Annotated in this window: 15 protein-coding genes; 14 read left to right on the top strand and 1 reads right to left on the bottom strand. The window is 68.6% G+C overall.

Features of this window, described 5'->3' with window-relative positions; translation table 11 throughout:
* Positions 1-4: 4 nt before the first annotated feature.
* Complete coding sequence (locus Q9G87_RS07915; RefSeq protein WP_305915548.1) at positions 5-745, bottom strand: FadR/GntR family transcriptional regulator; 741 nt, start codon at positions 743-745, stop codon at positions 5-7.
* A 467-nt stretch (positions 746-1,212) separates the two neighbouring features.
* On the opposite strand from Q9G87_RS07915, the gene Q9G87_RS07910 reads away from it, so the two are divergent.
* The 14 genes from Q9G87_RS07910 to Q9G87_RS07845 all read left to right on the top strand — a co-directional run bounded on the left by Q9G87_RS07910 (position 1,213) and on the right by Q9G87_RS07845 (position 23,667).
* On the top strand, positions 1,213-3,594 hold the full coding sequence (locus tag Q9G87_RS07910) for a ricin-type beta-trefoil lectin domain protein (protein ID WP_305915547.1): 2,382 nt from the start codon (positions 1,213-1,215) through the stop codon (positions 3,592-3,594).
* A gap of 122 nt (positions 3,595-3,716) precedes the next feature.
* On the top strand, positions 3,717-6,542 hold the full coding sequence (locus Q9G87_RS07905; RefSeq protein WP_305915546.1) for a carbohydrate-binding protein: 2,826 nt from the start codon (positions 3,717-3,719) through the stop codon (positions 6,540-6,542).
* A 37-nt stretch (positions 6,543-6,579) separates the two neighbouring features.
* The gene (locus tag Q9G87_RS07900) at positions 6,580-8,334 is read left to right on the top strand and encodes a ThuA domain-containing protein (protein ID WP_305915545.1); all 1,755 of its coding nucleotides are present in this window, start codon (positions 6,580-6,582) and stop codon (positions 8,332-8,334) included.
* A 75-nt stretch (positions 8,335-8,409) separates the two neighbouring features.
* Positions 8,410-11,886 (top strand): ThuA domain-containing protein, encoded by a 3,477-nt coding sequence (locus tag Q9G87_RS07895; RefSeq protein ID WP_305915544.1) that lies wholly within the window; start codon positions 8,410-8,412, stop codon positions 11,884-11,886.
* Positions 11,887-12,066: 180 nt separating this feature from the next.
* Positions 12,067-12,759 carry a DUF998 domain-containing protein gene (locus Q9G87_RS07890; RefSeq protein ID WP_305915543.1) on the top strand — a complete coding sequence of 231 codons (693 nt, stop codon included), beginning with the start codon at positions 12,067-12,069 and terminating at the stop codon, positions 12,757-12,759.
* The gene (locus tag Q9G87_RS07885; RefSeq protein WP_305915542.1) at positions 12,756-13,745 is read left to right on the top strand and encodes a DMT family transporter; all 990 of its coding nucleotides are present in this window, start codon (positions 12,756-12,758) and stop codon (positions 13,743-13,745) included. Before Q9G87_RS07890 ends, Q9G87_RS07885 begins: the two co-directional genes overlap by 4 nt.
* Entirely contained in the window at positions 13,631-14,833 is a 1,203-nt protein-coding gene (locus Q9G87_RS07880) for a glycosyltransferase (RefSeq protein ID WP_305915731.1), read from the top strand. The genes Q9G87_RS07885 and Q9G87_RS07880 overlap by 115 nt, the downstream gene beginning before the upstream one ends.
* On the top strand, positions 14,805-15,509 hold the full coding sequence (locus Q9G87_RS07875) for a response regulator transcription factor (RefSeq protein WP_305915541.1): 705 nt from the start codon (positions 14,805-14,807) through the stop codon (positions 15,507-15,509). Before Q9G87_RS07880 ends, Q9G87_RS07875 begins: the two co-directional genes overlap by 29 nt.
* Positions 15,506-16,672 carry a sensor histidine kinase gene (locus tag Q9G87_RS07870; RefSeq protein ID WP_305915540.1) on the top strand — a complete coding sequence of 389 codons (1,167 nt, stop codon included), beginning with the start codon at positions 15,506-15,508 and terminating at the stop codon, positions 16,670-16,672. The genes Q9G87_RS07875 and Q9G87_RS07870 overlap by 4 nt, the downstream gene beginning before the upstream one ends.
* A gap of 142 nt (positions 16,673-16,814) precedes the next feature.
* The gene (locus tag Q9G87_RS07865; RefSeq protein WP_305915539.1) at positions 16,815-18,095 is read left to right on the top strand and encodes a glycosyltransferase 87 family protein; all 1,281 of its coding nucleotides are present in this window, start codon (positions 16,815-16,817) and stop codon (positions 18,093-18,095) included.
* A gap of 159 nt (positions 18,096-18,254) precedes the next feature.
* Positions 18,255-19,496, top strand: coding sequence for a bifunctional glycosyltransferase family 2/GtrA family protein (locus Q9G87_RS07860; RefSeq protein WP_305915538.1), 1,242 nt, complete (start codon positions 18,255-18,257; stop codon positions 19,494-19,496).
* The gene (locus Q9G87_RS07855) at positions 19,493-21,439 is read left to right on the top strand and encodes an ArnT family glycosyltransferase (RefSeq protein WP_305915537.1); all 1,947 of its coding nucleotides are present in this window, start codon (positions 19,493-19,495) and stop codon (positions 21,437-21,439) included. The genes Q9G87_RS07860 and Q9G87_RS07855 overlap by 4 nt, the downstream gene beginning before the upstream one ends.
* 51 nt (positions 21,440-21,490) lie before the next feature.
* A complete protein-coding gene (locus Q9G87_RS07850; RefSeq protein WP_127932343.1) occupies positions 21,491-22,207 on the top strand; it encodes a response regulator transcription factor in 717 nt (238 codons plus the stop codon).
* Positions 22,204-23,667: a sensor histidine kinase gene (locus Q9G87_RS07845; RefSeq protein ID WP_305915536.1), complete on the top strand. Its 1,464-nt coding sequence runs from the start codon at positions 22,204-22,206 to the stop codon at positions 23,665-23,667. Before Q9G87_RS07850 ends, Q9G87_RS07845 begins: the two co-directional genes overlap by 4 nt.
* Positions 23,668-23,777: the final 110 nt, after the last annotated feature.

The raw sequence follows: 23,777 nt of genomic DNA, 5'->3' as shown, positions 1-23,777 counted from the left end.
CGGATCATTCGGATGAGGAGAAGAGGCGCTGCTGGATCTCTCTTCGGTAGTCGTCGAGGGTGTTGTCGATGTGCGTGGCGGCGGCCTGGGCGGCCGCTTCCGGGTCGCCGGCGCGGATGGCCTGGTAGATGGCGTCGTGCTCCTCGACGGCCTTGGCGGCGTGCCCGCCCACCGAGCCGCGCAGCCCGATGAGGCTGGACTGCGCCTGCAGCCTGCGGGCCTCCCGCACCGCGACCTGGAGGAAAATGTTGTGCGAGGCCGTGGCGATGGCGGTGTGAAAGGTGTCGTCGCCCTCGTTGAACAGGTCCTCGCGTCCTGTCTCGAATCCGTGGCGGCACACACCGGCCGCCTCCTCGATGGCCCTCAGCTCCGCGGGGATGGCGCGGCGGGCGGCCAGCCTGCTGGTCTCCATCTCCTGCGCCCGGCGGAACTCGAACAGCATGTAGACGTGGTCCAGGTCGGCGGGGAGGAAGAAGGACGCCCAGCGCCCGGTGCCGAGCATTCCCTCGTCGTCGGCCACATACAGGCCACGGCCCTTCTGGGCACGCACCCGCCCGAGCGCGGAGAGTATCTTCACCGCCTCGCGTACCACCGTGCGGCTGGTGCCCAGCTGGTGGGCCAGCTCGTTCTCGGTCGGCATGCGGTCGCCCGGACGCAGGCCGAGCCGGACGATCAATTCCAGTACTTGCTCGGCGGCCACCTCGTAGCCCGGCCGGTATCCGCTCTCACGCGGGGTGTCCGTCACCGTGGTTCCTCCTCGCCGTTCCCTGTAAGAGTATGACTGATCGACGTCGCCCTCCCCGAGGACGATCAGGTGCGTGCAATCAGTACGACACATCTGAAAGGTTCATACGAGGATGATGGGCGTGAGCGTACGCCGTGGCAGGAATCGCCGCTGGTGAAGGAGTAAAGCACACAACCATTGGCTGGACCTTCGGCGCACAACCGGTCGAATAAGCGGGCTTAAGGTCTTGACGCATCATGACTCCGAACGTAATTAGATAGCGAGGCTCCGAAGGACGCGCTCCTTCCGGAACCTCCGCGGCTGGATCACATGGACGCAGTGTGGAGGCGCTTCGCGGCCCTCCGCATCGTGACCGGCCACGTCGACGTCCACAGCTTCGTTTGCCATGCGTCCCCTCGTGGTCTCACCAGTGTGTCGCGCCATCTTGGGAGAAGCACGTCCACCCCCTACCCCCCGAAGGAACCACCGTGCAGTTATCTTCGCCCGTCACGGCGCTGAAACCGGTCCTGACCGGCATCGTCGCCGCGGCGCTGGCCGCGGCGTTCGCCCTCGTCGCCCCGGCCACCCCGGCCTTCGCGGCCACCACGACCCTGTACGCGTCACCCGCCGGCACCGGCACCGCCTGCACCTCAACCCAGCCGTGCTCGCTGCCCGCGGCGCAGACGGCGGTGCGTTCGCTGAACGCCGGAATGTCCGGTGACATCGTCGTCGAGCTGGCCGACGGTGTGTACCGGCTCTCCGCGCCGCTCCGGCTGACCGCCGCCGACTCCGGGAACAACGGCTACACCGTCAAATGGCAGGCCGCGGCGGGCGCCCATCCTGTCATCAGCGGAGCCAGGGCGGTCACCGGATGGACCGTGGCCGACTCGGGGAAGAACATCTGGCGCGCCAACGTCGGCGCCGGGATCGACACCCGGCAGCTGTACGTCGACGGCGCGCTCGCCACCCGGGCGCGCACCGCCGTCAACCGGTCCGACTTCACCGCGAGCAGCACCGGGATGAGGTTCACCAGCAGCGCGCTGAGCTATCTGAACAACCTCGCCAACCAGGGCCGGGTCGAGATGGAGAGCGTCGGTTCGTTCACCGACCGGTACGCGCCGGTGCAGAGCATCAGCGGCAACCTCATCACGATGCGGCAGCCCGCCTGGAACAACAACAACTTCGGGTACGACACCTTCACCAGCCCGCACCGGGCGGGGCCGCTCTACCTGGTCAACGCCTACGAGTTCCTCGACTCGCCGGGGGAGTGGTACCTCGACCCCGGGACCGGCGCCCTGTCCTACATCCCGCTCGCCGGGCAGAACATGGGCAACGTCAGCGTGGAGCTGCCGGTGCAGCAGTCGCTGGTGCAGGTCGGGGGCACCTACGACGCGCCCGCGCACCACATCACGTTCAGCGGGATCACCTTCACCGGCACGAGCTGGCTCGGCCCCAGCGGCAACCAGGGCTACGTGGACCAGCAGACCGGCGCCTACATCGCCGGCAACTGGAGCTGGCCCGCCTTCACCTCCTGCCACCAGGGCTGCCGGCAGTTCGAAGCGACCCGGCCGAACTGGCAGCAGATGCCCGCCGCCGTCCAGGTCTCCGCCGCCAGCACCATCACCTTCACCGACTCCCAGTTCGTCAATCTGGGACAGACGGCCATCGGCATCGGCAATGACGCCAACGCGCATGCCAGCGGCGTCGGCCTGGGCGCCGCCGACATCGTGGTCACCCGGTCGGAGATCGCCCGCAGCTCGGCCGGCGGCATCGTGGTCGGCGGCGTGCGCGCCGACGCGCACCACCCGAGTGACCAGCGGATGGTCAACCGGAACATCACCGTCAGCAACAACCGCATCCACGACCTCGGCCTGGACCACCGGGGCGTCGTCTCGGTCCTGACCACTTACGTCACCAACACCGACGTGTCCCACAACGAGGTCTACAACATGCCGTACACCGGCATGTCGATCGGGTACGGCTGGGGCGCCAACGAGCCGGGCGGCAGCACCCACTACGCCGACCGCGGCCTGTACGACTTCCAGCCGCGTTACACCACGGCCACCACCGCCTCCGGCAACCGGCTCATCGGCAACTACGTGCGCGACGTCATGCAGCAGATGACCGACGGCGGCTGCATCTACACGCTGTCGTGGAACCCGGGCGCGGTGATCAGCGACAACCACTGCCTGCGCACCAACGGCTGGTTCGGCATCTACTTCGACGAGGGCTCCAAGTACTACACCGTCAGGAACAACGTGCTCTCGAACACCGGCACCTGGGCCACCGCCAACTACTACTACGGCGAGAACATGGGCAATTTCACCGTCACCGGCAACTGGTCGACCAACGGCAGCACCAACGTGACCAACGGCGACCGCGGCAACGTGGTGAACAACAACGTCACCGTCACCAACGGCGCCTGGCCGGCCGGCGCCCAGGCCGTGATCGCGTCCGCCGGACCCCAGGGCCAGCCCTCGGGGAGCACGGGTGCGTTCAAGGGTGTCGGGTCGGGCCGGTGCCTGGACGTCACCGGCGCCTCGCAGACGAACGGCGCGCAGGCGCAGATCTGGGACTGCAACGGGCAGGCCAACCAGCAGTGGACCTCCACCAGCACCGGTGAGCTGCGGGTCTACGGCACCAAGTGCCTGGACGTGAATGGGGCCGGGACGGCGGATGGCACCAGCGTGATCATCTGGGACTGCAACGGTCAGAACAACCAGAAGTGGCGCCTCAACGCCGACGGCAGCATCACCGCCGTCGGGGCGAACAAGTGCCTGGACGTGTCCGGCGCCGGCACCGCCAACGGCACCAAGATGCAGATCTGGACCTGCCACGGCGGCACCAACCAGAAATGGACCCGCGCCTGACACCGTCCGCCTGACGACGGGCCTCGTCTCCCACCGTGGCCAGAGGCGGCACTCCTCTGGCCACAAGCAGAACTCCGGGCGCCTTGCCCTGACTGGTCTTCGTGTTGCAGGAGGGAACACTCATGTCCCGACGTCCGTGGCTCACCTTGCTGGCCACGATGGCGCTCATCACTCCCGGAGCACTCGCGCTCAACGCCTCCCCGGCGAACGCCCTCGACATCCCGCCGTCCGACTACCAGCAGGTGTCTCTCGCCTCGGGTGGCGCGGAGCTGGGTGAGGCGATGTCGCTGGCCGTGATGCCGAACCGGTCGGTGGTGCACACGGCGCGCGACGGCACGGTGCGCGTCACCGATGTCAACGGCAACACGAAGGTGGCCGGCAGGCTCAACGTCTACACGCACGACGAGGAGGGCCTGCAGGGTGCGGCGGTCGACCCGAACTTCGCGTCGAACCGGTACATCTGGCTCTACTACTCGCCGCGGCTGAGCACACCGAACGGTGATGCGCCCAGCACCGGCACGCAGGCGCAGTTCGACCAGTGGAAGGGCGAGCTGTACCTGTCCCGGTTCACCCTCAAGTCGGACGACACTCTCGACATGACCAGCGAGAAGGTGGTCCTGCGGGTCCAGAACGACCGCGGCCAGTGCTGTCACGTGGGCGGGGACATCGACTTCGACGCCGCCGGAAACCTGTATCTCACCACCGGCGACGACACCAACCCCTTCGAGTCGAGCGGCTACTCCCCGCTGGACGAGCGGACCAACCGCAACCCGCAGTTCGACGCCCAGCGCTCGGCCGCCAACACCAACGACCTGCGCGGCAAGCTCCTGCGCATCAAGCCGCAGCCCGACGGCACCTACACGATTCCCAGCGGCAACCTGTTCCCACCGGGGACGGCGAAGACCCGGCCGGAAATCTACGCGATGGGCCTCCGCAACCCGTTCCGGATGAGCGTGGACAAGGCGACCGGCATCGTCTACCTCGGCGACTACGGGCCGGACGCGGGTGTGACCAACTCCAACCGCGGGCCGAGCGGGCAGGTGGAGTTCGACCGCATCACCGGCCCGGGCAACTACGGCTGGCCGTACTGCACGGGCACGAACACAACCAGCGAGACCTACAACGAATGGAACTTCGCCACCAACAGCACCGGCCCGAAGTACAACTGCGCGGGCGGCCCCACAAACAACTCCTTCCGTAACACCGGCCTGACCACGCTGCCTGCGGCGAAGCCGGCGTGGATCAGGTACGCGGGGGACGCCGGATCTCCGCCGGAGTTCGGCTCCGGGTCGGAGTCGCCGATGGGTGGTCCGGTCTACCGCTACGACGCGAATCTGAACTCGGCCATCAAGTTCCCCCAGGCGCTCGACGGGCGGTATTTCGCCGGTGAGTACGGCCGGCGCTGGATCAAGGCGATCGAGGTCAAGCCGGACGGCGCCTACGGGGAGATCTCGGCGTTCCCCTGGTCGGGCACGCAGGTGATGGACATGGCCTTCGGTCCTGACGGGGCCTTATACGTCCTCGACTACGGGACCGGGAACAACAACCAGGCGCTGTATCGAATCGAGCACATCGGCAACGCCAACCGCAATCCGATCGCCAAGGCGTCCGCCGACAAGACGTCGGGACCGGCCCCGCTGACGGTGAACTTCTCCTCGGCGGGCAGCTCCGACCCGGAGGGTGGAGCGCTGACGTACTCGTGGAACTTCGGCGACGGCACCACCTCCACGGCGGCGAGTCCGAGCAAGACCTACACCACGAACGGCGCCTACACGGCGACGCTGACGGTCCGGGACCCGCAGGGTCTCACCGGCACGGCGAACGTGATCGTGAACGTCGGCAACACCGCGCCGACGGTCAGCCTCACCACCCCTGCCGACGGGCAACTGTTCTCCTTCGGCGACACCGTGCCCTTCCAGGTCACCGTCAGCGACCCGGAGGACGGCACGATCGACTGCGCCGAGGTCACCGTCGCCTACTACCTCGGCCACGACAGCCACCGCCACAAGATCACCTCCAAGACCGGCTGCTCGGGCTCCATCTCGCTGCCGGCCGATGGTGAGCATGACACCGCGGCCAACATCTACGGCGTCTTCGAGGCCTCCTACACCGACAAGGGCGGTCTGACCTCCACCAGCGCCCGTACGCTCCAGCCGCGGCACCGGCAGGCCGAGCACTTCGGCGCCCAGCAGGGCATCCAGACGACCGACCACGCCACCGCGGAAGGCGGCAAGACGGTCGGCTTCACCGACGACGGCGACTGGATCTCCTTCCAGCCGTACAACCTGGGCAACGCGACGAGGATCACCGCCCGGGTGTCCTCGGCCGGCGCGGGCGGCCGGATCGAGGTGCGGGCGGGCTCGGCGACGGGCACCCTGCTGGGAACGGTGAACGTCGCGAGCACCGGCAGTTGGGACGTCTTCACCGACGTCTCGGCGAACCTCAGCGGCGCGCCGGCCGGCACGACGACGCTGTACCTGGTCTTCCGCGGCCCGACCGGACAGGGCTACCTGTTCGACGTCGACGCCTTCACCCTCGACACCGGCACCTCGCCCTCAGGGAGCACGAGCGCCTTCAAGGGTGTGGGGTCGAACCGGTGCCTGGACGTCAACGGCGCCTCGCAGGCCAACGGCGCGCAGGTGCAGATCTGGGACTGCAACGGCCAGCCGAACCAGCAGTGGACCTCCACCAGTGCCGGTGAGCTGCGGGTCTACGGCGGAAAGTGCCTGGACGTGAATGGGGCCGGGACGGCGGACGGCACCGCCGTGATCATCTGGGACTGCAACGGACAGAACAACCAGAAGTGGCGCCTCAACGCCGACGGCACCATCACCGCCGTCGGGGCGAACAAGTGCCTGGACGTGTCCGGGTCCGGCACCACCAACGGCACCAAGGTGAACATCTGGACCTGCACCGGAGGAACCAACCAGCAATGGACCCGCGTCTGAGGCCACCCATCACACCACCCGACCTGAAAGGCCACCCATGCTGCGACATCTGACCCCCGCCGCGCTCGGGCGCATCGCGGGGAGCGGCCGAAAGACATCTGTGCTGCGACGCCTGTCGGTGACCGTGGTGGCGATCGCCGCTGCCGCCGCCGCGACGGTGATCCCCGCCATACCTGCCCAGGCCGCCGCCTTCAAGGTGCTGGTGTTCTCCAAGACGGCCGGGTTCCGGCACGACTCGATCCCCGATGGGATCCAGGCCATCCGCGACCTGGGGGCCGCCAACGACTTCGCCGTCGACGCCACCGAGGACTCGAACGCCTTCAGCACGGCCAACCTGGCCCAGTACCAGGCGGTGGTGTTCCTCAACACCACCGGTGATGTGCTGAACGACAACCAGCAGGCCGCCTTCCAGACGTATGTGGACGGCGGGGGCGGTTACGTAGGAGTGCATTCGGCCGCGGACACCGAGTACAACTGGGCGTACTACGGGCAGCTGATGGGGGCCTGGTTCAACAACCACCCGGCGATCCAGCGGGCCACCGTACGGAACGAGGACCGGGCGCACGCCGCGACCGCTCACCTGGGGGCGACCTGGTCGCGTACCGACGAGTGGTACAACTACCGCTCCAACCCCCGCCCGAACGTCCGGGTGCTGCAGAGCCTGGACGAGAGCAGCTACAGCGGCGGCGGCATGGGCGATCATCCGATCACCTGGTGCCGCCCCCAGTCCTCCGGCCGCGCGTTCTACACCGGCCTGGGCCATACCCGGGAGTCGTACGCCGACCCGAGCTTCCGCACGTTGCTGCTCGGCGGAATCCGGTACGCGGCCAAGGCCACCAACGCCGACTGCCGCCCGGAGACCGGGTACACGACGTTGTACAACGGGTCGACGATGGGCTGGTCGCAGGCAGGGCCGGGGTCGTTCGCCAACAGCGACGCCACGCTGACCTCCCAGGGCGGCATGGGCATGCTGTGGTACAGCGCCAAGGAGTTCCGCTCCTACTCGCTCAAGCTCGACTGGAAGATGACCGGCGACTCCAACTCCGGTGTGATCGTCGGGTTCCCGGCCACCAGTGACCCCAACGCGGCGCTCAACACCGGATACGAGGTGCAAATCGACGCAACCGACACCACGGACAAGACGACCGGGGCGATCTACGGGTTCAAGGCCGCCGACATCGCCGCCCGCGACGCGGCGCTGAACCCGCCGGGGCAGTGGAACACCTATGAGCTGCTGGTGGAGGGTGAGCGGCTGCAGGTGTTCCTCAACGGCAGCAAAATCAACGATTTCACCAACACCGATCCGGTTCGCTCGCTCCAGCAGGGCTACATCGGCATCCAGAACCACGGGTCCGGCGACGTGGTGTCCTTCCGCAACATCCGTATCGAGGAACTGACCAGCACCCCGGGCAGTACGAGTGCGCTGCGGGGCGTGGGGTCGAACCGGTGCCTGGACGTCAACGGCGCCTCGCAGGCCAACGGCGCGCAGGCGCAGATCTGGGACTGCAACGGGCAGGCCAACCAGCAGTGGACCTCCACCAGCGCCGGTGAGCTGCGGGTCTACGGCAACAAGTGCCTGGACGTGAACGGGGCCGGGACGGCGGACGGCACCGCGGTGATCATCTGGGACTGCAACGGCCAGAACAACCAGAAGTGGCGCCTCAACGCCGACGGCACCATCACCGCCATCGGGGCCAACAAGTGCCTGGACGTCAGCGGCACCGCCAACGGCACCAAGGCGCGCATCTGGACCTGCACCGGAGGAACCAACCAGCGCTGGACCCGCGTCTGAGGCCATCGTCCACACCCCGGGGAGTGGACCGCCCCTTCGACTCCGGCCGTTGCCGGTACCCCCAGGAGACCCTTCATGCGAACATCACGCTTACTTCCCGTCTTGACCGCAGCCCTCTTAGGGCTGCTGCTGTCCGCGGTGCCGCTGGTGGCGCACGCGGCCGCTCCGCAGTTCAAGGTGCTGCTGTTCACCGAGACCGCGAGCGGCGCCTATCGGCACGACTCCATCCCCGCCGGTGTCGCGATGTTCCAGCAGCTGGCGACCGACAACAACTTCCAGCTCGACCACAGCGAGAACTCCGCCGTCTTCACGACCGCGACCTTGAACACCTACGACGCGGTGATCATGTTCCAGACCAACGGCATGGTGTGGGACAACGACACCCAGCGTCAGGCCTTCCAGGCGTATGTGCGCAGTGGCCGCGGCGTGGTCGCGATCCACAACGCCACCGACATGAACATCGAGGCGCAGTTCCCCTGGTGGGATCAGGTCGTGCTGGCCGGCGCGCACATGACCGCGCATTCGGCGACCGTGCAGGGGACCGCCAAGGTGGCCGACAAGGTTCACCCCTCCACGAAGGGGCTGCCGGATCGGTGGGTGCGTCCGGAGGAGTGGTACAACTTCGACAAGAACATGCGCGGCTCGGTGCACGTGCTGGTGACCGCGGATGAGACCACCTATGACGCGGGGCCGAGCAAGATGGGCGCCGACCACCCGATCTCCTGGTGTCACAACCCTGAGGGCGGCCGGGTGTGGGCCACCGCGATGGGCCACCAGGCGTCCTCCTATGCGGAGCCGCTGTTCAAACAGCACCTGCTGGGTGCGGTGAAGTGGGCGGCGGGCGCGGAGCCGGGTGACTGCGGCGGCACGGTCGCGGCCCGGTTCCAGAAGGTGATCCTCGACGGCGCACCGGACCAGCCGATGGAACTGGACGTGGCCGCCGACGGCAGGGTCTTCTACATCTCGCGCTCGGGCAAGGTGAACATGATCCCCGCCAATGGCGGGGGCACGCGCGTCATCGCCACCCTGCCGGTGTACGACGGCGGCGAGGACGGCGGCATCGGGCTGGCGCTGGATCCGAACTTCACCACCAACGGCTGGATCTACGTCAACTATTCGCCGTCCAATGGCGGTGAGGTGAACCGGGTATCGAGGTTCACCTTCAACGGCACCAGCCTCGACTTGGCGAGCGAGAAGAAGATCATCGAGGTTCCGGCGTACCGCAACGTCGACGAGCCCGGCCACACCGGCGGCTACCTCGCGTTCGGCCCGGGGGGCAATCTCTACGTCGGCCCGGGTGACGACACCAATCCCCACGCCTCCAGCGGCTACGCTCCGATCGACGAGCGGCCGGGCCGGGAGCATTACGACGCCCAGCGGTCCTCGGCCAACACCAACGACCTGCGCGGCAAGATCCTGCGCATCCACCCCGAGCCCGACGGCACCTACACGATTCCGTCCGGCAACCTGTTCGCGCCCGGCACCGCCCAGACGCGGCCGGAGATCTACGCGATGGGCTTCCGCAACCCGTTCCGTTTCTCGGTGGACAAGGTGACCGGCTGGATCTCGCTGGGTGACTACGGCCCCGACGCGGGCGCCGCGAACTCCAGCCGCGGTCCCGAGGGCACCGTCGAGTGGAACCTGATCAAGCAGCCGGGCTTCTACGGCTGGCCGTACTGCGTCGCCAACAACATCGCGTACAACGACTTCAACTTCGCCACCAACACCTCCGGCGCGAAGTTCAACTGCTCGGCGCCGGTCAACAACTCGCCCAACAACACCGGCCTGACCAACCTGCCCGCGGCCAAGCCCGCGACCGTGTGGTACAACTACCACGCCTCGGCCGAGTTCCCCGAGATCGACTGCTGCGGTGGTGCGGGCCCGATGGGGGGACCGTTCTACCGCTACGACCCCGCCGGCAGGTCTGACCGCAAGTTCCCCGAATACTTCGACGGCACGCCGTTCCTCTACGAATGGAGCCGCAACTTCGTCAAGGAGTTCCGCCTGGACTCCTCGGGCAACCTCCTGAAGATCAACCCCTTCGTGGCACAGCTCGCCCCGCATGCGCCGATCGACATGAAGTTCGGTCCGGACGGCGCCCTGTACATGGCCGACTGGGGCAATGGCTTCGGCCACGCGAACACCGATGACAGCATCTACCGCGTCGACTACGTAGCCGGAAACCGAGCGCCCCTGGCCAAGGCGAGCGCCAACCCCGATTCGGGTGCGGCGCCGCTGACGGTGGCGTTCTCCTCTGCCGGCTCCTCCGATCCCGACGGCGACGCGATCACCTACGCGTGGGACTTCGGCGACGGCGGGACCTCCACCAGCGCCAACCCCTCTCACACCTACAACACCAACGGCACCTACACGGCCAAGCTGACCGTACGGGATTCCGGCGGGAAGACGGGCAGCATCACATTGCCCATCGTCGTCGGCAACACTCGTCCCAAGGTGGCCTTCTCGGCTCCACCCGACGGTGGATTCATCGACTTCGGCGATCAGGTGGCCTACACGGTGAACGTCACCGACGCCGAGGACGGCGCCGTCGACTGCACCAAGGTCAACGTGATCACGGCGCTCGGCCATGACCAGCACGCCCACGACACCGGCCAGTACACCGGTTGCTCCGGGACGGCCACGACCACCGCCTCCGGCCATGACGAGGCCTCCAACGTCTACTACGCGCTGTCCGCCGACTACACCGACAAGGGCGGCCTGAAGGGCAGCGCCGGCATCACGCTGCAGCCGAAACACAAGCAGGCCGAGCACTTCACCGGCTCGTCCGGAATCCGGATCGTCGACGAGCCCGGAGCCGAGGGTGGCAGGCGCATCGGCGACATCTCCAACAATGACTGGATCTCCTTCAGCCCGATCAACCTGTCCGGGATCGACACGGTGTCCTTCCGAGTCTCGGCGCCGTCCAGCACCGGGGCGTCCATCGAGCTGCGCGCCGACTCACCGACCGGGGCGCTCATCGCCTCCAGCCCCGTGTCGGCAACCGGGGGATGGAACACCTACGTGTCGCTGCCGGCGGTGCAGGTCACCGACCCCGGTGGCACCCGCAATGTCCATGTCGTGTTCAAGGCGCCGTCCGCGAACTCGTTCGACGTGGACTCCATCACCTTCAACGGCAGGGGCGTCGGGCAGGGGGACGGCTTGCCTCCGGGCAGTACGAGCGCGCTGCGGGGCGTGGGGTCGAACTGGTGCCTGGACGTCAACGGCGCCTCGCAGGCCAACGGCGCGCAGGCGCAGATCTGGGACTGCAACGGGCAGGCCAACCAGCAGTGGACCTCCACCAGCGCCGGTGAGCTGCGGGTCTACGGCAACAAGTGCCTGGACGTGAATGGGGCCGGGACGGCGGATGGCACCAGCGTGATCATCTGGGACTGCAACGGACAGAACAACCAGAAGTGGCGCCTCAACGCCGACGGCACCATCACCGCCGTCGGCGCGAACAAGTGCCTGGACGTCGGCGGCACCGCCAACGGCACCAAGGCGCGCATCTGGACGTGCAACGGCCAGAACAACCAGAAGTGGACCCGCGTCTGATCCCCATGTGACGCCCGAACCCCGGAGCCGGCCCGCCCTCCTGCGGACCGGCTCCGCGGCCTGGCCGGCGTGCCGTGCCGAGTGGGCGGCCAAGGTTCTGCCGAACACGGCGCCTGCTTCACAGAAGCTTCACGGTCGAAGTCGTACGCGCCACATGATGCCCCGGTTCGCTGTCGTGGTGTGGACAGCTTTTCCCTCACCCGAAAACTCGTGGTCGCGGCTCATGCCGGGCTGGCCGGGGCGCTGGTCGGCGCCGCCGCCCTACACCTCGGCTGGGCGAAGCAGGTGGACACCGTCCGGAACGTGTTCAGCGACTACGCGCTGAGCGACGGCGCGGACCAGGTCTTCGCCGGGACCGTGGCCTGTCTCTCGATGGGATCGACGGCGCTGGTCGCCGGACTCGTACGGTCCAGGCTGCCGGTCGGCGCGCCGGCGATCGTCCTGCTGGGCGCGTGGTGCGGCGGGTTGGCCCTCGCCGTGGTCTTTCCGACCGACACGCCGGGCGTCCCCACTATAGAAGGGCTGGTGCACCGGTACGCGGCGGGCGGAGCCGTGGCGGCGCTCCCGGCCGCCACACTGCTGATCGCCCGGCGGCTGGGACGACGGCCCGGGTGGGAGACGACGGCGCGGGCATTGCGTCGTACCTCGTGGGCGAGTGTGGCCGGCTGCGTCGCTTTCATGTGCGCGCATCTGTGCGTCATGACCCCGGACCCGACCCCGCTGGTCCAGGAGATCGGCAGTTGGCTGGGGCTGGCCGAGCGGATCACCCTCGCGCTGGAGATGAGCCTGCTGTTCATCCTGGCCGGCGCGGTGGCGGCGAACCGGGAGGGCAGACTGGCCGGCGCCGTGGCTGCGAGCCGGGAGGGCAGATGACCTGGCTTGCCATCGGCCTGGCGGTCCTGAACGCCTGCTGCTTCACGGCCGGGACCTGGCTGCAGCACAGCGCGTCGGCGGGTGGCGCGTCCCTACTGGCCGCGCTGCGGCGGCCCCGATGGCTGGCGGGGCTGGCGCTGCTGACGGCGGGGGCAGTGTTGCAGGTCATCGCCCTGCGACTGGCCCCGGTGACCGTGGTCGAGCCGGCCGGGGTGCTCGGGATCGTGATCAGCGTGGTGTGGGCGCTGCGGCTGCGCCGCGCCCCGCTGCGGTGGGACACCGGCTCGGCGCTGGCGGCGATCCTCGTCGGTACGGGCGGTTTCGCGGTGCTCGCCGCGTTGAACACCGTCCCCCGCCCGGTCCCCGTGGCGGCGCAGATCCAGGCCGGTGCGCTGGTGTTCGCCGTGATGGCCGTCTGCCTGCTGGTCGCCCATCCGCTCAGGGGCCGGGCCCGGTGCCTGGTCCTGGGTATAGGCGGGGGTGCCGCCTACGGCTGCACCTCGACGCTGGTCCGGGCGGCGACGGAGGAGTTCGTCTCGCACGGCGTCAGCGCGCCGCTGTTCGGCACGCTCGCCGGTCTGGCGGCGACGATCCTGGCCGGTTTCTGGTTCGTGCAGCGCGCGTACGCCGACGGTCCGCCCGAGAGCACGGTGGCGACCCTCACCGTCGTTGACCCGCTGGTCGCCGTCACCATCGGCATCGGCCTGCTCGGCGAGGCCCCCGGCCTGACCGTGCCGATCGCCGCCCTGGGGCTGGCCTTCGCCGCCGTCGCGATCGGCGGGGTCGTCGGCCTCTCCCACGACATCCCCACCCGGCTGCCCCCTTCCTCTCCGTTTCCGCACGACAGGAGCACCTCATGTCCGGCAGTCCCATCCGGCGTATCGTCATCGGCGCGGACACCTATCCGCCCGACGTCAACGGCGCCGCGAACTTCGCCCACCGCCTGGCCACCGGACTCGTCGGCCGAGGCCACGAGGTCCACGTGATCTGCCCCGCCACGGGCGCCGGTCCCGAGCGCGTCACGCCCGACGGTCCGACCGTGCACCGGCTCCCCTCACACGGCACCCCGTTCCATCCCACCTTCCGTGTCTGCCTGCCCTGGCAGATCCGCGGCTCGGCCGCCCGGCTGCTGGACCGGATAGCACCCGACGTCGTCCACGTGCAGTCCCACTTCGCCGTGGGCCGGACTCTGATCAGAGCCGCGCGGCGCACGGCCATCGCGGTGGTGGCGACCAACCACTTCATGCCGGAGAACCTCGTCGGCTACACCTCCCTCCCCGAGTGGCTGGCCACCGCCGCGTGCCGGCTGGCCTGGCGCGATTTCGTACGGGTCTTCCACCGCGCCCAGGTCATCACCGCCCCCACCCCCAGCGCCGTGCGGCTGATGCGCGAGCACGGCCTCGTCGGTGACGCCGTCCTCCCGGTGTCCTGCGGCCTGGACCTGCACCGCTTCGCACAGCACACGGCGAAGAACCAGGGCGAGGGACTGCGCGTGCTGTTCGTGGGCCGGCTGGACGCGGAGAAGAACGTGGACGAACTCCTGCGCGCCCTGTCCCTGCTGCCCACGTGGCTCCCGGTCACGGCCGAGATCGTGGGCGACGGCTCCCACCGCCGTGGCCTGGAGCACCTGGCCCGCGCACTCGGCGTCGCCGACCGCGTCACCTTCCACGGCCTGGTCAGTGATCAGGAGGTCCTGGACGCCTACGCCCGCTGCGACGTGTTCTGCATGCCGGGAACGGCCGAACTGCAGAGCCTGGCTACCATGGAGGCCATGGCCGCCGGAAAGCCCGTCGTCGCCGCGGACGCCACGGCGCTGCCCCATCTGGTGCACCAAGGACGCAACGGACTGCTCTTCCCGCCTGGCGACGTCCCGGCCCTGGCCGAAGCCCTCGGCTCGATCCTGGGCGACCCCGAAGGCCGGACGCGCATGGGCGAAGCCAGCCGTGAGATCGTCGCCCGCCACGACATCGGGCTCACCCTGGACACCTTCGAAATGCTCTATCGGGAAGCGGCCAAGCTCACGACGGCCCGTGGCAGGGAGAACCATGAGCACACAGCGCATTCTGGTCGTTGACGACGAACCCAAGATCCGGATGACGCTGCGCGGCTATCTGGAGGCGGACGGCTTCGAGGTCCTGGAGGCGGCGGACGGCCCGTCCGGCCTCGCCTCGGCCGTCCGCGAGGAGCCTGACCTGATCGTGCTGGATGTGATGCTGCCCGGCCTGGACGGGTTCGAGGTGCTGCGCCGTATCCGGGCGACCCGCCAGGTTCCGGTGATCCTGCTCACCGCCCGGACCGAGGAGGTGGACCGGGTCATCGGCTTCACCGCGGGCAGCGACGACTACGTCACCAAGCCGTTCAGCGCCCGTGAGCTCGCCTTGCGGGCGCGGGCCATCCTGCGCCGCGCGGAAGGCCCGGCCCAGGCCGCGGAGGAACGGACGCTGCGCTTCGACGGCCTGGTCATCGACCCCGGCACGCGTACGGTCACCTGCGACGACGAGCGTACGGTAGAGCTGTCCGCGCTCGACTTCGACCTGCTGGTGGCCCTGGCCCGCGCGCCGGGCCGGGTGTTCACCCGCCGCGGGCTGATCGAGCACGTATGGGGCAGCGACTTCTTCGGCGACGAACGCGTGGTGGACGTCCACATCCGCACGCTGCGGCGCGCGCTCGGCGACGACGCGAGTGCGCCCCGGTTCGTGGGCACGGTGCGCGCCATCGGCTACCGCTTCCTCGCCCGTCCCGCCGTATGACCCGCCCGCCCCGTCACCGGAGGACCGCCTGGGCCGGCGCGCTGCGCAGCGCGGTGCGACGGCTGCCGGCGCTGCCGCTGACCATCCGCCTGACGCTGTCCCACATGACGGTCCTGGTCGTGTCGCTCGTGGTGATGGACGCCACCTCCGGCGTGATCGGGCAGCCGGTGCCCGTCACCGGGCGTACCGACTTTGAAGCACTGGTGGCCGCGCTGGCCAGCCAGGACGAAGGAAACATCGCTTTTGAGATGGTCCTGCCCGCACTGACCGCCGGCCTGATCTCGGCGCTCGCCCTGTCCTTCGTGTTCTCCCGGTTCCTGCTCCGGCCTCTGCGCCAGGTCAGTGCGGCGACGCACCGCCTCGCCGACGGGCACTACGACGATGTCCTCAACGTTCCCCGCGAGCCGGGACTCGCCGCACTGGTCGAGGACGTCAACCGGCTGGCCGCCGCACTCGCCGACATCGAGCGGCGCCGCGCCCGCCTGGTCTCGGAGATCGCCCACGAGATGCGCACCCCGATCACCATCCTCAACGGCCAGATCGAGGGAATGGCCGACGGCATCTTCACCCCCGATGACGCCATGTTCGCCTCCCTCACCGACGATCTCACCCGGCTGCGGCGTCTCACGGACGACCTGTCCAACCTCTCCCGGGTCGAGGAGGGCGCGTTCACCCTGCGGCACTCCCTCACCGACGTGACGGCCCTGACGCGGACCACCATCGAAAAGTTGCGTCCCCAGTTCGACGACGGCCAGGTCACGCTCGCCATGGCCCCCGGCCCGCCGGTCAGGGCCCTGCTCGATTCAGGCCGCATCGCCCAGGTGCTGGTCAACCTCCTGGGCAACGCCCTGCGTGCCTGCGATCCCGGCGGCCGGGTCTCGGTCACCGTGCGCACCGGCGACGGCCCGGCCCCGCACGTGGAGATCACCGTCCAGGACGACGGGGTCGGCATCGCCGCCCACGACCTCACCCGGATCTTCACCCGGTTCGAACGCGTCGAGCACCCCGGGCGCCCGGCCCCCGCAGGCGGCAGTGGCATCGGCCTGACCATCGCGCGCGGCATCACCCGCGCCCACGGCGGCAACATCACGGCCACCTCCGAGGGCTTGGGCCAAGGGGCGACCTTCACCGTCCGCCTGCCGCTGGCACCGATCGGCGCCTGAAGGGCGTTGCAAAGAACTGGTTCTCAGGGTTTACTCGCACAACGTCCAGGTCATTCGCACAAACGCACTCTACGGTCGCGGCGTGTCAGTAGAAACGGAATCCGTCGACAGCGACGAGAATCGGAAACGAACATTCCGCCGAATGGGACTGGTGGCCGCGGCGGCCGTGATCGCGGTCATGGCCAGAGTCGCCATGTTCGACCACGAGTCCTTCGACTACAAATTCTTTGTCAAAAGCTGGTATGACTTCATCTCCACACATGGTGGATTCGGCGCCCTCAAGCACCGTTTTGCGGACTACAACGTCCCTTATTTGTACCTGATCGCATTATTGACCTATCTACCGATACCCCCGCTCGCCGGAATCAAGATCATCTCGGTGGCGTTCGACCTGGTACTGGCGTACTTCACTTACCGCATCGTCGCGCTGCGCCACATCGGCCGCTGGTTACCGCCACTGGCCGCCCTCATCGTGTTGTTCCTCCCCACCGTGGCGACCAACAGCGGGATGTGGGGGCAGGCCGACTCCATCTACGCCGCGTTCGGCCTGGGCGGCGTGTATTTCCTCCTTCGCCGGCGGCCGTGGCCGGCCGGCCTCTTCTTCGGCCTGTCGCTGGCCTTCAAGTTGCAGGCGATCTTCCTGTTCCCGCTGCTCCTGGTGCTGGTACTGAAGAAGTGGATGCCGTGGCGGGTGCTGCTGGCCGTCCCCGGGGTCGTCCTGCTGCTGGACGTGCCGGCGCTGCTGGCCGGAGCGCCCCCGGGGCAGTTGTTGTCGGTGTACGCCCAGCAGGCCAGCTCATATTCGGCGCTGTCGCTGAACGCGCCGTCGATCTACCAGTTCCTCCCGGCGGGCGCCGACGCGGCGCTGATCCGGCCCATCGGTGTCGCGGTGACCGGGCTGGTGATTGTCGGGCTGTGCCTCGGCGTACTGCTCAGCCGGGTGCAGCTGACGACGGCGAAAATCGTGCTGATGGGAGCGACTTCGGCCGTCCTGATGCCGTTCCTCCTGCCGTCGATGCACGAGCGCTACTTCTACCTGGCCGAGGTACTCGCCGTGATCGCCGCGTTCTACCTGCCGCGCCGTCTCTGGTATGTGCCTGTCCTCGTCCAGGTGGCCTCGTTCCTGGCCTATCTCCCCGTGCTGTTCCCGGCGGCGGATTCGGGGCCTCCTGGAGGCCCGCCAGTGGAGATGTTCACCGGTGAGCCTCCTCCCGGCGGAGACGCAGCGCCTTCCGGCGGAGACCCGGCGTCCGAGGTCCTCGCGGACGAGATGGCGAAGATGTACGCGCCGACCCTGGAGTTCCGGATCCTCGCCGCGCTCATGGCGGTCGCGGTCGTTTCCGTTCTGTGGGCGACATTCCGCGAGTTCCGCCGGGACGCCCGCGCCGGGAGCGCAGAGAACACGGAAAACGCCGACTCATGATGCGCTGAATACGCATTCCCGATCCTCGTTGAGGACTTAGGGCGAAGGAAAGCCATGGCACAAATCTGCCATCCCAGAATGTATGAATATCGCCGCCTCCCAGGCTCCTTTGAGGTTCCGTCCAGCCTCCTCGCGGTTGCGCCTGGCAAACCTTTAGTCATGATTGGCATTCCAGCCCCGGCGACTCCGCCGGACCTGACCGGTGCGACAAAAGCCGCCACGGTCGACGTCGTGATCCCGGTGTACAACGAGGAACGCGCGCTGCGCGGCTGCGTGGAAGTCCTGCAGTCGTACTTGGGGGAACAGTTCCCGTTCGAGTGGACCATCACCATCGTCGACAACGCCAGCACCGACGCCACCCTGGCGATCGCCGACGAACTGGCCGAAACGACGGATCAGGTCCGCGTGCTGCATCTCGACGACAAGGGCCGTGGCCGTGCCCTGCGCAGGGCGTGGCAATGGAGCGACGCCGACGTGGTGGCCTACATGGACGTGGACCTGTCGACCGGGTTGGACGCGTTGCTGCCCCTGGTGGCTCCGTTGGTCAACGGCCACTCGGACGTCTCGATCGGTTCGCGACTGGCGCCGGGCGCGAGGACCATACGGGGCCCGAAGCGTGAGTTGATCTCCCGGTGCTACAACGCGATCATCCGGCTCAGCCACGGTGCGAAGTTCTCCGACGCCCAGTGCGGATTCAAGGCCGCGCGCACGGACGTGATCCGCCCGCTGCTCGACCACATCAAGGACGACAACTGGTTCTTCGACACCGAACTGCTGCTGCTGGCCGAGCACAACGGACTGCGGGTGCACGAGGTGCCGGTCGACTGGGTGGAGGACATCGACACCCGGGTCAAGATCGGGTCGACCGCGATCGAGGACATTCGCGGCCTGATCCGGGTGGCGAGGGCGAAAGCCGGCGGCACAGCGAGAGTCGCCGACCTGCCAAGACGTCCGGAACCCAAGCCGTCCCACCCGGACGCGGTGGTGTCCAGACGGGACACCGGTCTGGTCTGGCAACTGTTGTCGTTCGCTGCGATCGGCGTATTGTCCACGGCGGTCACGCTGCTGCTCTACGCGCTCTTCCGGTCGGCGATGAACCCGTTGACGGCCAACCTGCTGGCGCTCGTGATCACCACGATGGTCAACACCGAGGCCAACCGGCGGTTCACGTTCCTCGGCTCCCGTGGCTCGTCCGGCCGGGTGCACCTGCAAGGTCTCATCGTTTTCTGTCTCTACTACGCGTTCACGTCGAGCGCGCTGCTGGTCCTGCACTCGGCAGTGGCCGGACCTTCGCGTCTCCTCGAGCTGGTCGTGTTGCTCGGCGCGTCCGTGCTGGGCACGGCCGGCCGGTTCGTCCTGCTGCGTGGCTGGGTTTTCAACCAGGGAAAGGGAAACACATGACCGCCGCCGACACTGGCCAAGCGGAGCAGACAGTGCCCATCGAACCGGCAGGGCAACCTCCCAGGCGCCGGCCGCGGTACGCGCTCATCGCGATCCTCGTGCTGGGGGCGGCGCTGTACGGCTGGGGGCTGTGGAGCGGCAGTTGGGGCAACACGTACTACACCGCCGCGGTCAAGTCGATGTCGTTGAACTTCACGAACTTCCTGTTCGCTTCGCTCGACCCGGCCGGTGTGGTCACGGTGGACAAACCGCCGCTGGCGTTGTGGCCGCAGGTGGTCTCGGTGTGGATCTTCGGCTTCCACAACTGGTCCGTGCTGCTGCCGCAGGTGATCGAAGGCGTCGCGGCGATCTTCCTGCTGCACCGGACGGTCCGGATGTGGGCGGGGGAGAACGCCGCGCTCATCGCCGCCTTGATCTTCGCGCTCACCCCGATCACCGTGGCGACCACCCGCACGAACAACACCGACACCATGCTCGTCCTCACGCTCGTCGCGGCGGCCTACGCCTTCACCCGCGCGATGAAAGCGGTGGAACCAGGCAGAAGGACGAAGTGGCTGCTGTTCACGGCCTTCCTGGTCGGTTGCGGCTTCCTGGCGAAGATGGCGGCCGCGTACATCGTCCTTCCTGCCGTTTTCGCCGCTTACCTGGTCGGCAACAAGGCGCCTTGGCGCCGTCAGGTGCTCGACCTGGCCGGTGCGGCTGTGGTGCTGGTGGCGAGTTCACTGTGGTGGGTGGCGGCGGTCGACCTGTGGCCCGGCCAGAAGCCGTACATCGGCGGCAGCACCAACGGCACGGCCCTGGACCTGGTGCTGGGCCACAACGGGCTCGGCCGCGTGTTCGGCGCTGAAGCAACGGCGAACGGCGGGGCGGCGACCGGTACACCCCCGTCGGGCGGAGGTGGCCCCGGAGGACCCGGCGGGCCCGGTGGCCCAGGGGGCCCCGGGGGCCCGTCGTTCGGCGGCCCGTCCGGTATCGATCGGATGTTCGCCGACGCCGTCGGCGGGCAGATCAGCTGGCTGCTTCCGCTGGCGCTGATCGCGCTGGTGGTGGCGGCGGTGCTCGGCTTCCGGCGGTGGCGCCGGTCCGCCCCGGCGGACACCGCCGGCCGCGCGGGCTGGGTGCTGTGGGGCGGCTGGCTCCTGGTGTACGCCCTCGTGTTCAGCTTCCAGAAAGGCGTCTTCCACCCGTACTACACCACCGTCATGGCACCCGCGATCGGAGCACTCGTCGGTGCGGGCACAGTGTGGGCGTTCCGGAAGTACCGGGAGCCCGAGGGACGGACCTGGCTCGTGCTGCCCGCCGGCGTCGCGGTGACCGCGGCGTGGGCGTGGGTGGTCATCTCCCGGGACACCTCGTGGCACGGCTGGCTGCGGTACGCGGTGGTGATCGTCGCGCTGGCCGCGATCCCGGCCTTGGCGCTGCGTAAGATCCCGAGGGTGGCACCCGTGCTCGGACTCGTCGCGGTATTGCTGGCACCTGCCGTGTGGTCGGGGGCCAGTGCGTTCGCCTCCACCGCCCCCGCGAGCTTGCCGGCCGCGGGGCCGGCGGACAACGAGATGCCGATTGGCTTGGACAGTGGGGAACTCACCGCGGACCAACGCAAGGTCCTGGACTACGCCAAGTCACATTCGTCCGGAGCCGAGATCACGATGGCGGTCGAGGGCGGCGCCCAGGCCGCGAACACGTACATCGTCGCCACCGACGAGACCGTCATCGGAATGGGCGGGTTCGACGGCCGCGACCCCGCGCCCTCGACGGACCAGCTGACCGCGTGGGTGCGGGCGGGCAGGCTGCGGTTCGTGCTCATCGGCGGGCTGGCCGGCGGCGGGATGGGGGACGACAACAGGGTCATCGAGCGGTCCAAGTGGATCGAGCAGCACTGCAAGCCCGTGCTCACCGCGATCGGCGAGGGCGAGACGCTTCACGAGTGCACGGTCGGATGACTCACAGCGCGTTCTCAGGAAGTTCCCAGGTTCGTCGTCGACGCTGGTCAGGTGGATCAGCAGCGTGGTGAGGCGACTGTCCTCGTAGTGGACGACGAACCGAACATCCTGGAGCTGCTGTCGGCAGCGCTCCGGCTCAGCGGGTTCACCGTACACGCGGCGGACTGCGGAGCCGAAGCGCTGGCCACGGTCCGGCGCGTCCGGCCGGACATCGTGATCCTGGACGTGATGCTGCCCGACACCGACGGCTTCGACCTCGCCCGCAGCCTCCGTACGGTGCAGGACCAGCTGCCGGTGCTCTTCCTGACCGCACGGGACGCCGTGGCGGACCGGATCGCGGGCCTGACGGCCGGTGGCGACGACTATGTGACCAAGCCCTTCAGCCTGGAGGAAGTCGTGCTGCGGCTGAGGGCGATCCTCCGGCGCACCAACGGCGGCGCCGACGTCCTTCCGGACGGCGGCACCTTCCGGTACGCCGATCTCGTGCTCGACGAGGACGCCCACGAGGTCCACCGGGCCGGCCGGCTGGTGCCGCTGTCGCCCACGGAGTTCAACCTGTTGCGGTACCTGATGGTCAACGCCGAGCGGGTGGTCAGCAAAGCGCAGATCCTCGACCGGGTGTGGAGCTACGACTTCGGCGGGGACGGCCGGATCGTCGAGTCGTACATCAGCTATCTGCGCCGCAAGATCGACTCGGTGGAACCGCCGCTGATCCACACCATCCGGGGCGTCGGCTACTCACTGCGGTTGCCCAGGGAAGAGCGTTGAGCAAGAACCGGTGGCGCAGACCGTGGACACTACGGGCGCGCCTGGTCATGGTCTTGCTGGTGCTGGCTACCGTCGGCGTGGGCACCATCGGGGTCGCGAGCGTCGTGCTGCTCCGCACGTCGATGATCGTCCGAATGGACGACCAGCTCAGGGATTTCGCGCAGCGGGTGGACGGCCGCCCGGGAGGGTCGTCGCCGTCGCCGGACGACCTTCAGCGCCAGTCTGACGGTCTGCCCACGGACTTCGCGGTCCTGGTGCTCTACGACAACGGGACGCCGGAGTTGTCCGCCCCGGTCACCGCGGACGGGCCGGTACTGCCGGTGATCAACTCGACCACCATCGGCCAGTACGACGAGCGTCCGTTCACGGTCGACGACAAGCGCGGCGGCGCCGGGTGGCGCGTCCTGGTGTCGCGGCGGACGACGCCCGAAGGGCCGCGGATCGTCGTGGCCGCGCAGTCGACGGAGACCACCGAGGTGACCGTGACGCGGCTGATCTGGATCGAGGCCGGGGTCGGGATCACCGTGCTGCTCGCCCTCGGCGTGGGTGGGTTCTTGCTGGTACGGCTGGGACTGCGGCCGTTGACCAAGATCGAGAAGACCGCGGAGGACATCGCCGGCGGCCACCTCGATCTGCGGGTCGCGTCGGATCCGCGTACCGAGGTCGGCCGGCTCGGCGGCGCCCTGAACACCATGGTCGGCAGGCTTTCCGCCGCGCTGCGCCAACGGGAGCAGTCCGAGTCGCGGCTGCGCAGGTTCGTCATGGACGCCTCGCACGAACTGCGCACCCCGCTGACGTCGATCCGCGGCTTCGCCGAGCTGAACCGCCGCGGCGGCGCCCCGGACCGGGCCGACGTGGACCGGCTGATGGGCCGGATCGAGAACGAGGCGATCCGCCTGGGCCGGCTGGTCGACGACCTGCTGCTGCTGGCCCGGCTGGACCAGGAACGCGCGCTGGACCTGGCCGAACTGGACATCCGCACGCTCGTCGAGGACGCCGTGCACGACGCCAAAGCCCGCGACCCGGAGCGGCCACTGATCCTGGAAAGCGCCGACAAACCGGTCCGCGTCACGGTGGACGAACATCGGATGCGCCAGGTGATCACGAACCTCGTCAGTAACGCCATGGCCCACACCCCGCCTGGCACGCCCGTACACGTCCGCGTAGGCATGCCCGCCAAACAGCCAGGACCTCCTGTGGCCGCCGCGGGGAGCCTGGAATCGCGCGGCCGCGTCGTACTGGAAGTGATCGACGACGGGCCTGGCGTGCCGCTGGAGGCCGCGCCGAACATCTTCGACCGGTTCTACCGGGTCGACGAGGCCCGCTCCCGTACCCGCGGCGGCACCGGGCTCGGCCTGGCCATCACCGCCGCGATCCTGGAGGCCCACGGCGGCCGCGTCGAACTCAGGACGGCACCCGGCGAAGGCGCTCACTTCACCATGCTGCTTCCCTGGTCCTAGGCCGGACGACCGACACGGGTTGTGCGTCGTTTGGCCAGGTGTGCGAGGCCAGGCAAATCCGACCGAAATGTCCCGGACTGCAGGGACCCCAGTGGATCGAGCAGAACTGC

Origin of the sequence: Nonomuraea turcica, assembly GCF_030718205.1 — a bacterium.
Taxonomy (GTDB): Bacteria; Actinomycetota; Actinomycetes; order Streptosporangiales; family Streptosporangiaceae; genus Nonomuraea.
Note: the sequence above shows the minus strand (reverse complement) of the source record. Positions and strands in the feature narration are given on the sequence as shown.

Excerpts from the sequence above, each read along its gene's own strand:
- Q9G87_RS07865 (WP_305915539.1), top strand. The coding sequence starts at position 16,815 with ATGGGACTGGTGGCCGCGGCGGCCGTGATCGCGGTCATGGCCAGAGTC.
- Q9G87_RS07870 (WP_305915540.1), top strand. The coding sequence starts at position 15,506 with ATGACCCGCCCGCCCCGTCACCGGAGGACCGCCTGGGCCGGCGCGCTG.
- Q9G87_RS07885 (WP_305915542.1), top strand. The coding sequence starts at position 12,756 with ATGACCTGGCTTGCCATCGGCCTGGCGGTCCTGAACGCCTGCTGCTTC.
- Q9G87_RS07895 (WP_305915544.1), top strand. The coding sequence starts at position 8,410 with ATGCGAACATCACGCTTACTTCCCGTCTTGACCGCAGCCCTCTTAGGG.
- Q9G87_RS07875 (WP_305915541.1), top strand. The coding sequence starts at position 14,805 with ATGAGCACACAGCGCATTCTGGTCGTTGACGACGAACCCAAGATCCGG.
- Q9G87_RS07855 (WP_305915537.1), top strand. The coding sequence starts at position 19,493 with ATGACCGCCGCCGACACTGGCCAAGCGGAGCAGACAGTGCCCATCGAA.
- Q9G87_RS07860 (WP_305915538.1), top strand. The coding sequence starts at position 18,255 with ATGATTGGCATTCCAGCCCCGGCGACTCCGCCGGACCTGACCGGTGCG.
- Q9G87_RS07900 (WP_305915545.1), top strand. The coding sequence starts at position 6,580 with ATGCTGCGACATCTGACCCCCGCCGCGCTCGGGCGCATCGCGGGGAGC.
- Q9G87_RS07905 (WP_305915546.1), top strand. The coding sequence starts at position 3,717 with ATGTCCCGACGTCCGTGGCTCACCTTGCTGGCCACGATGGCGCTCATC.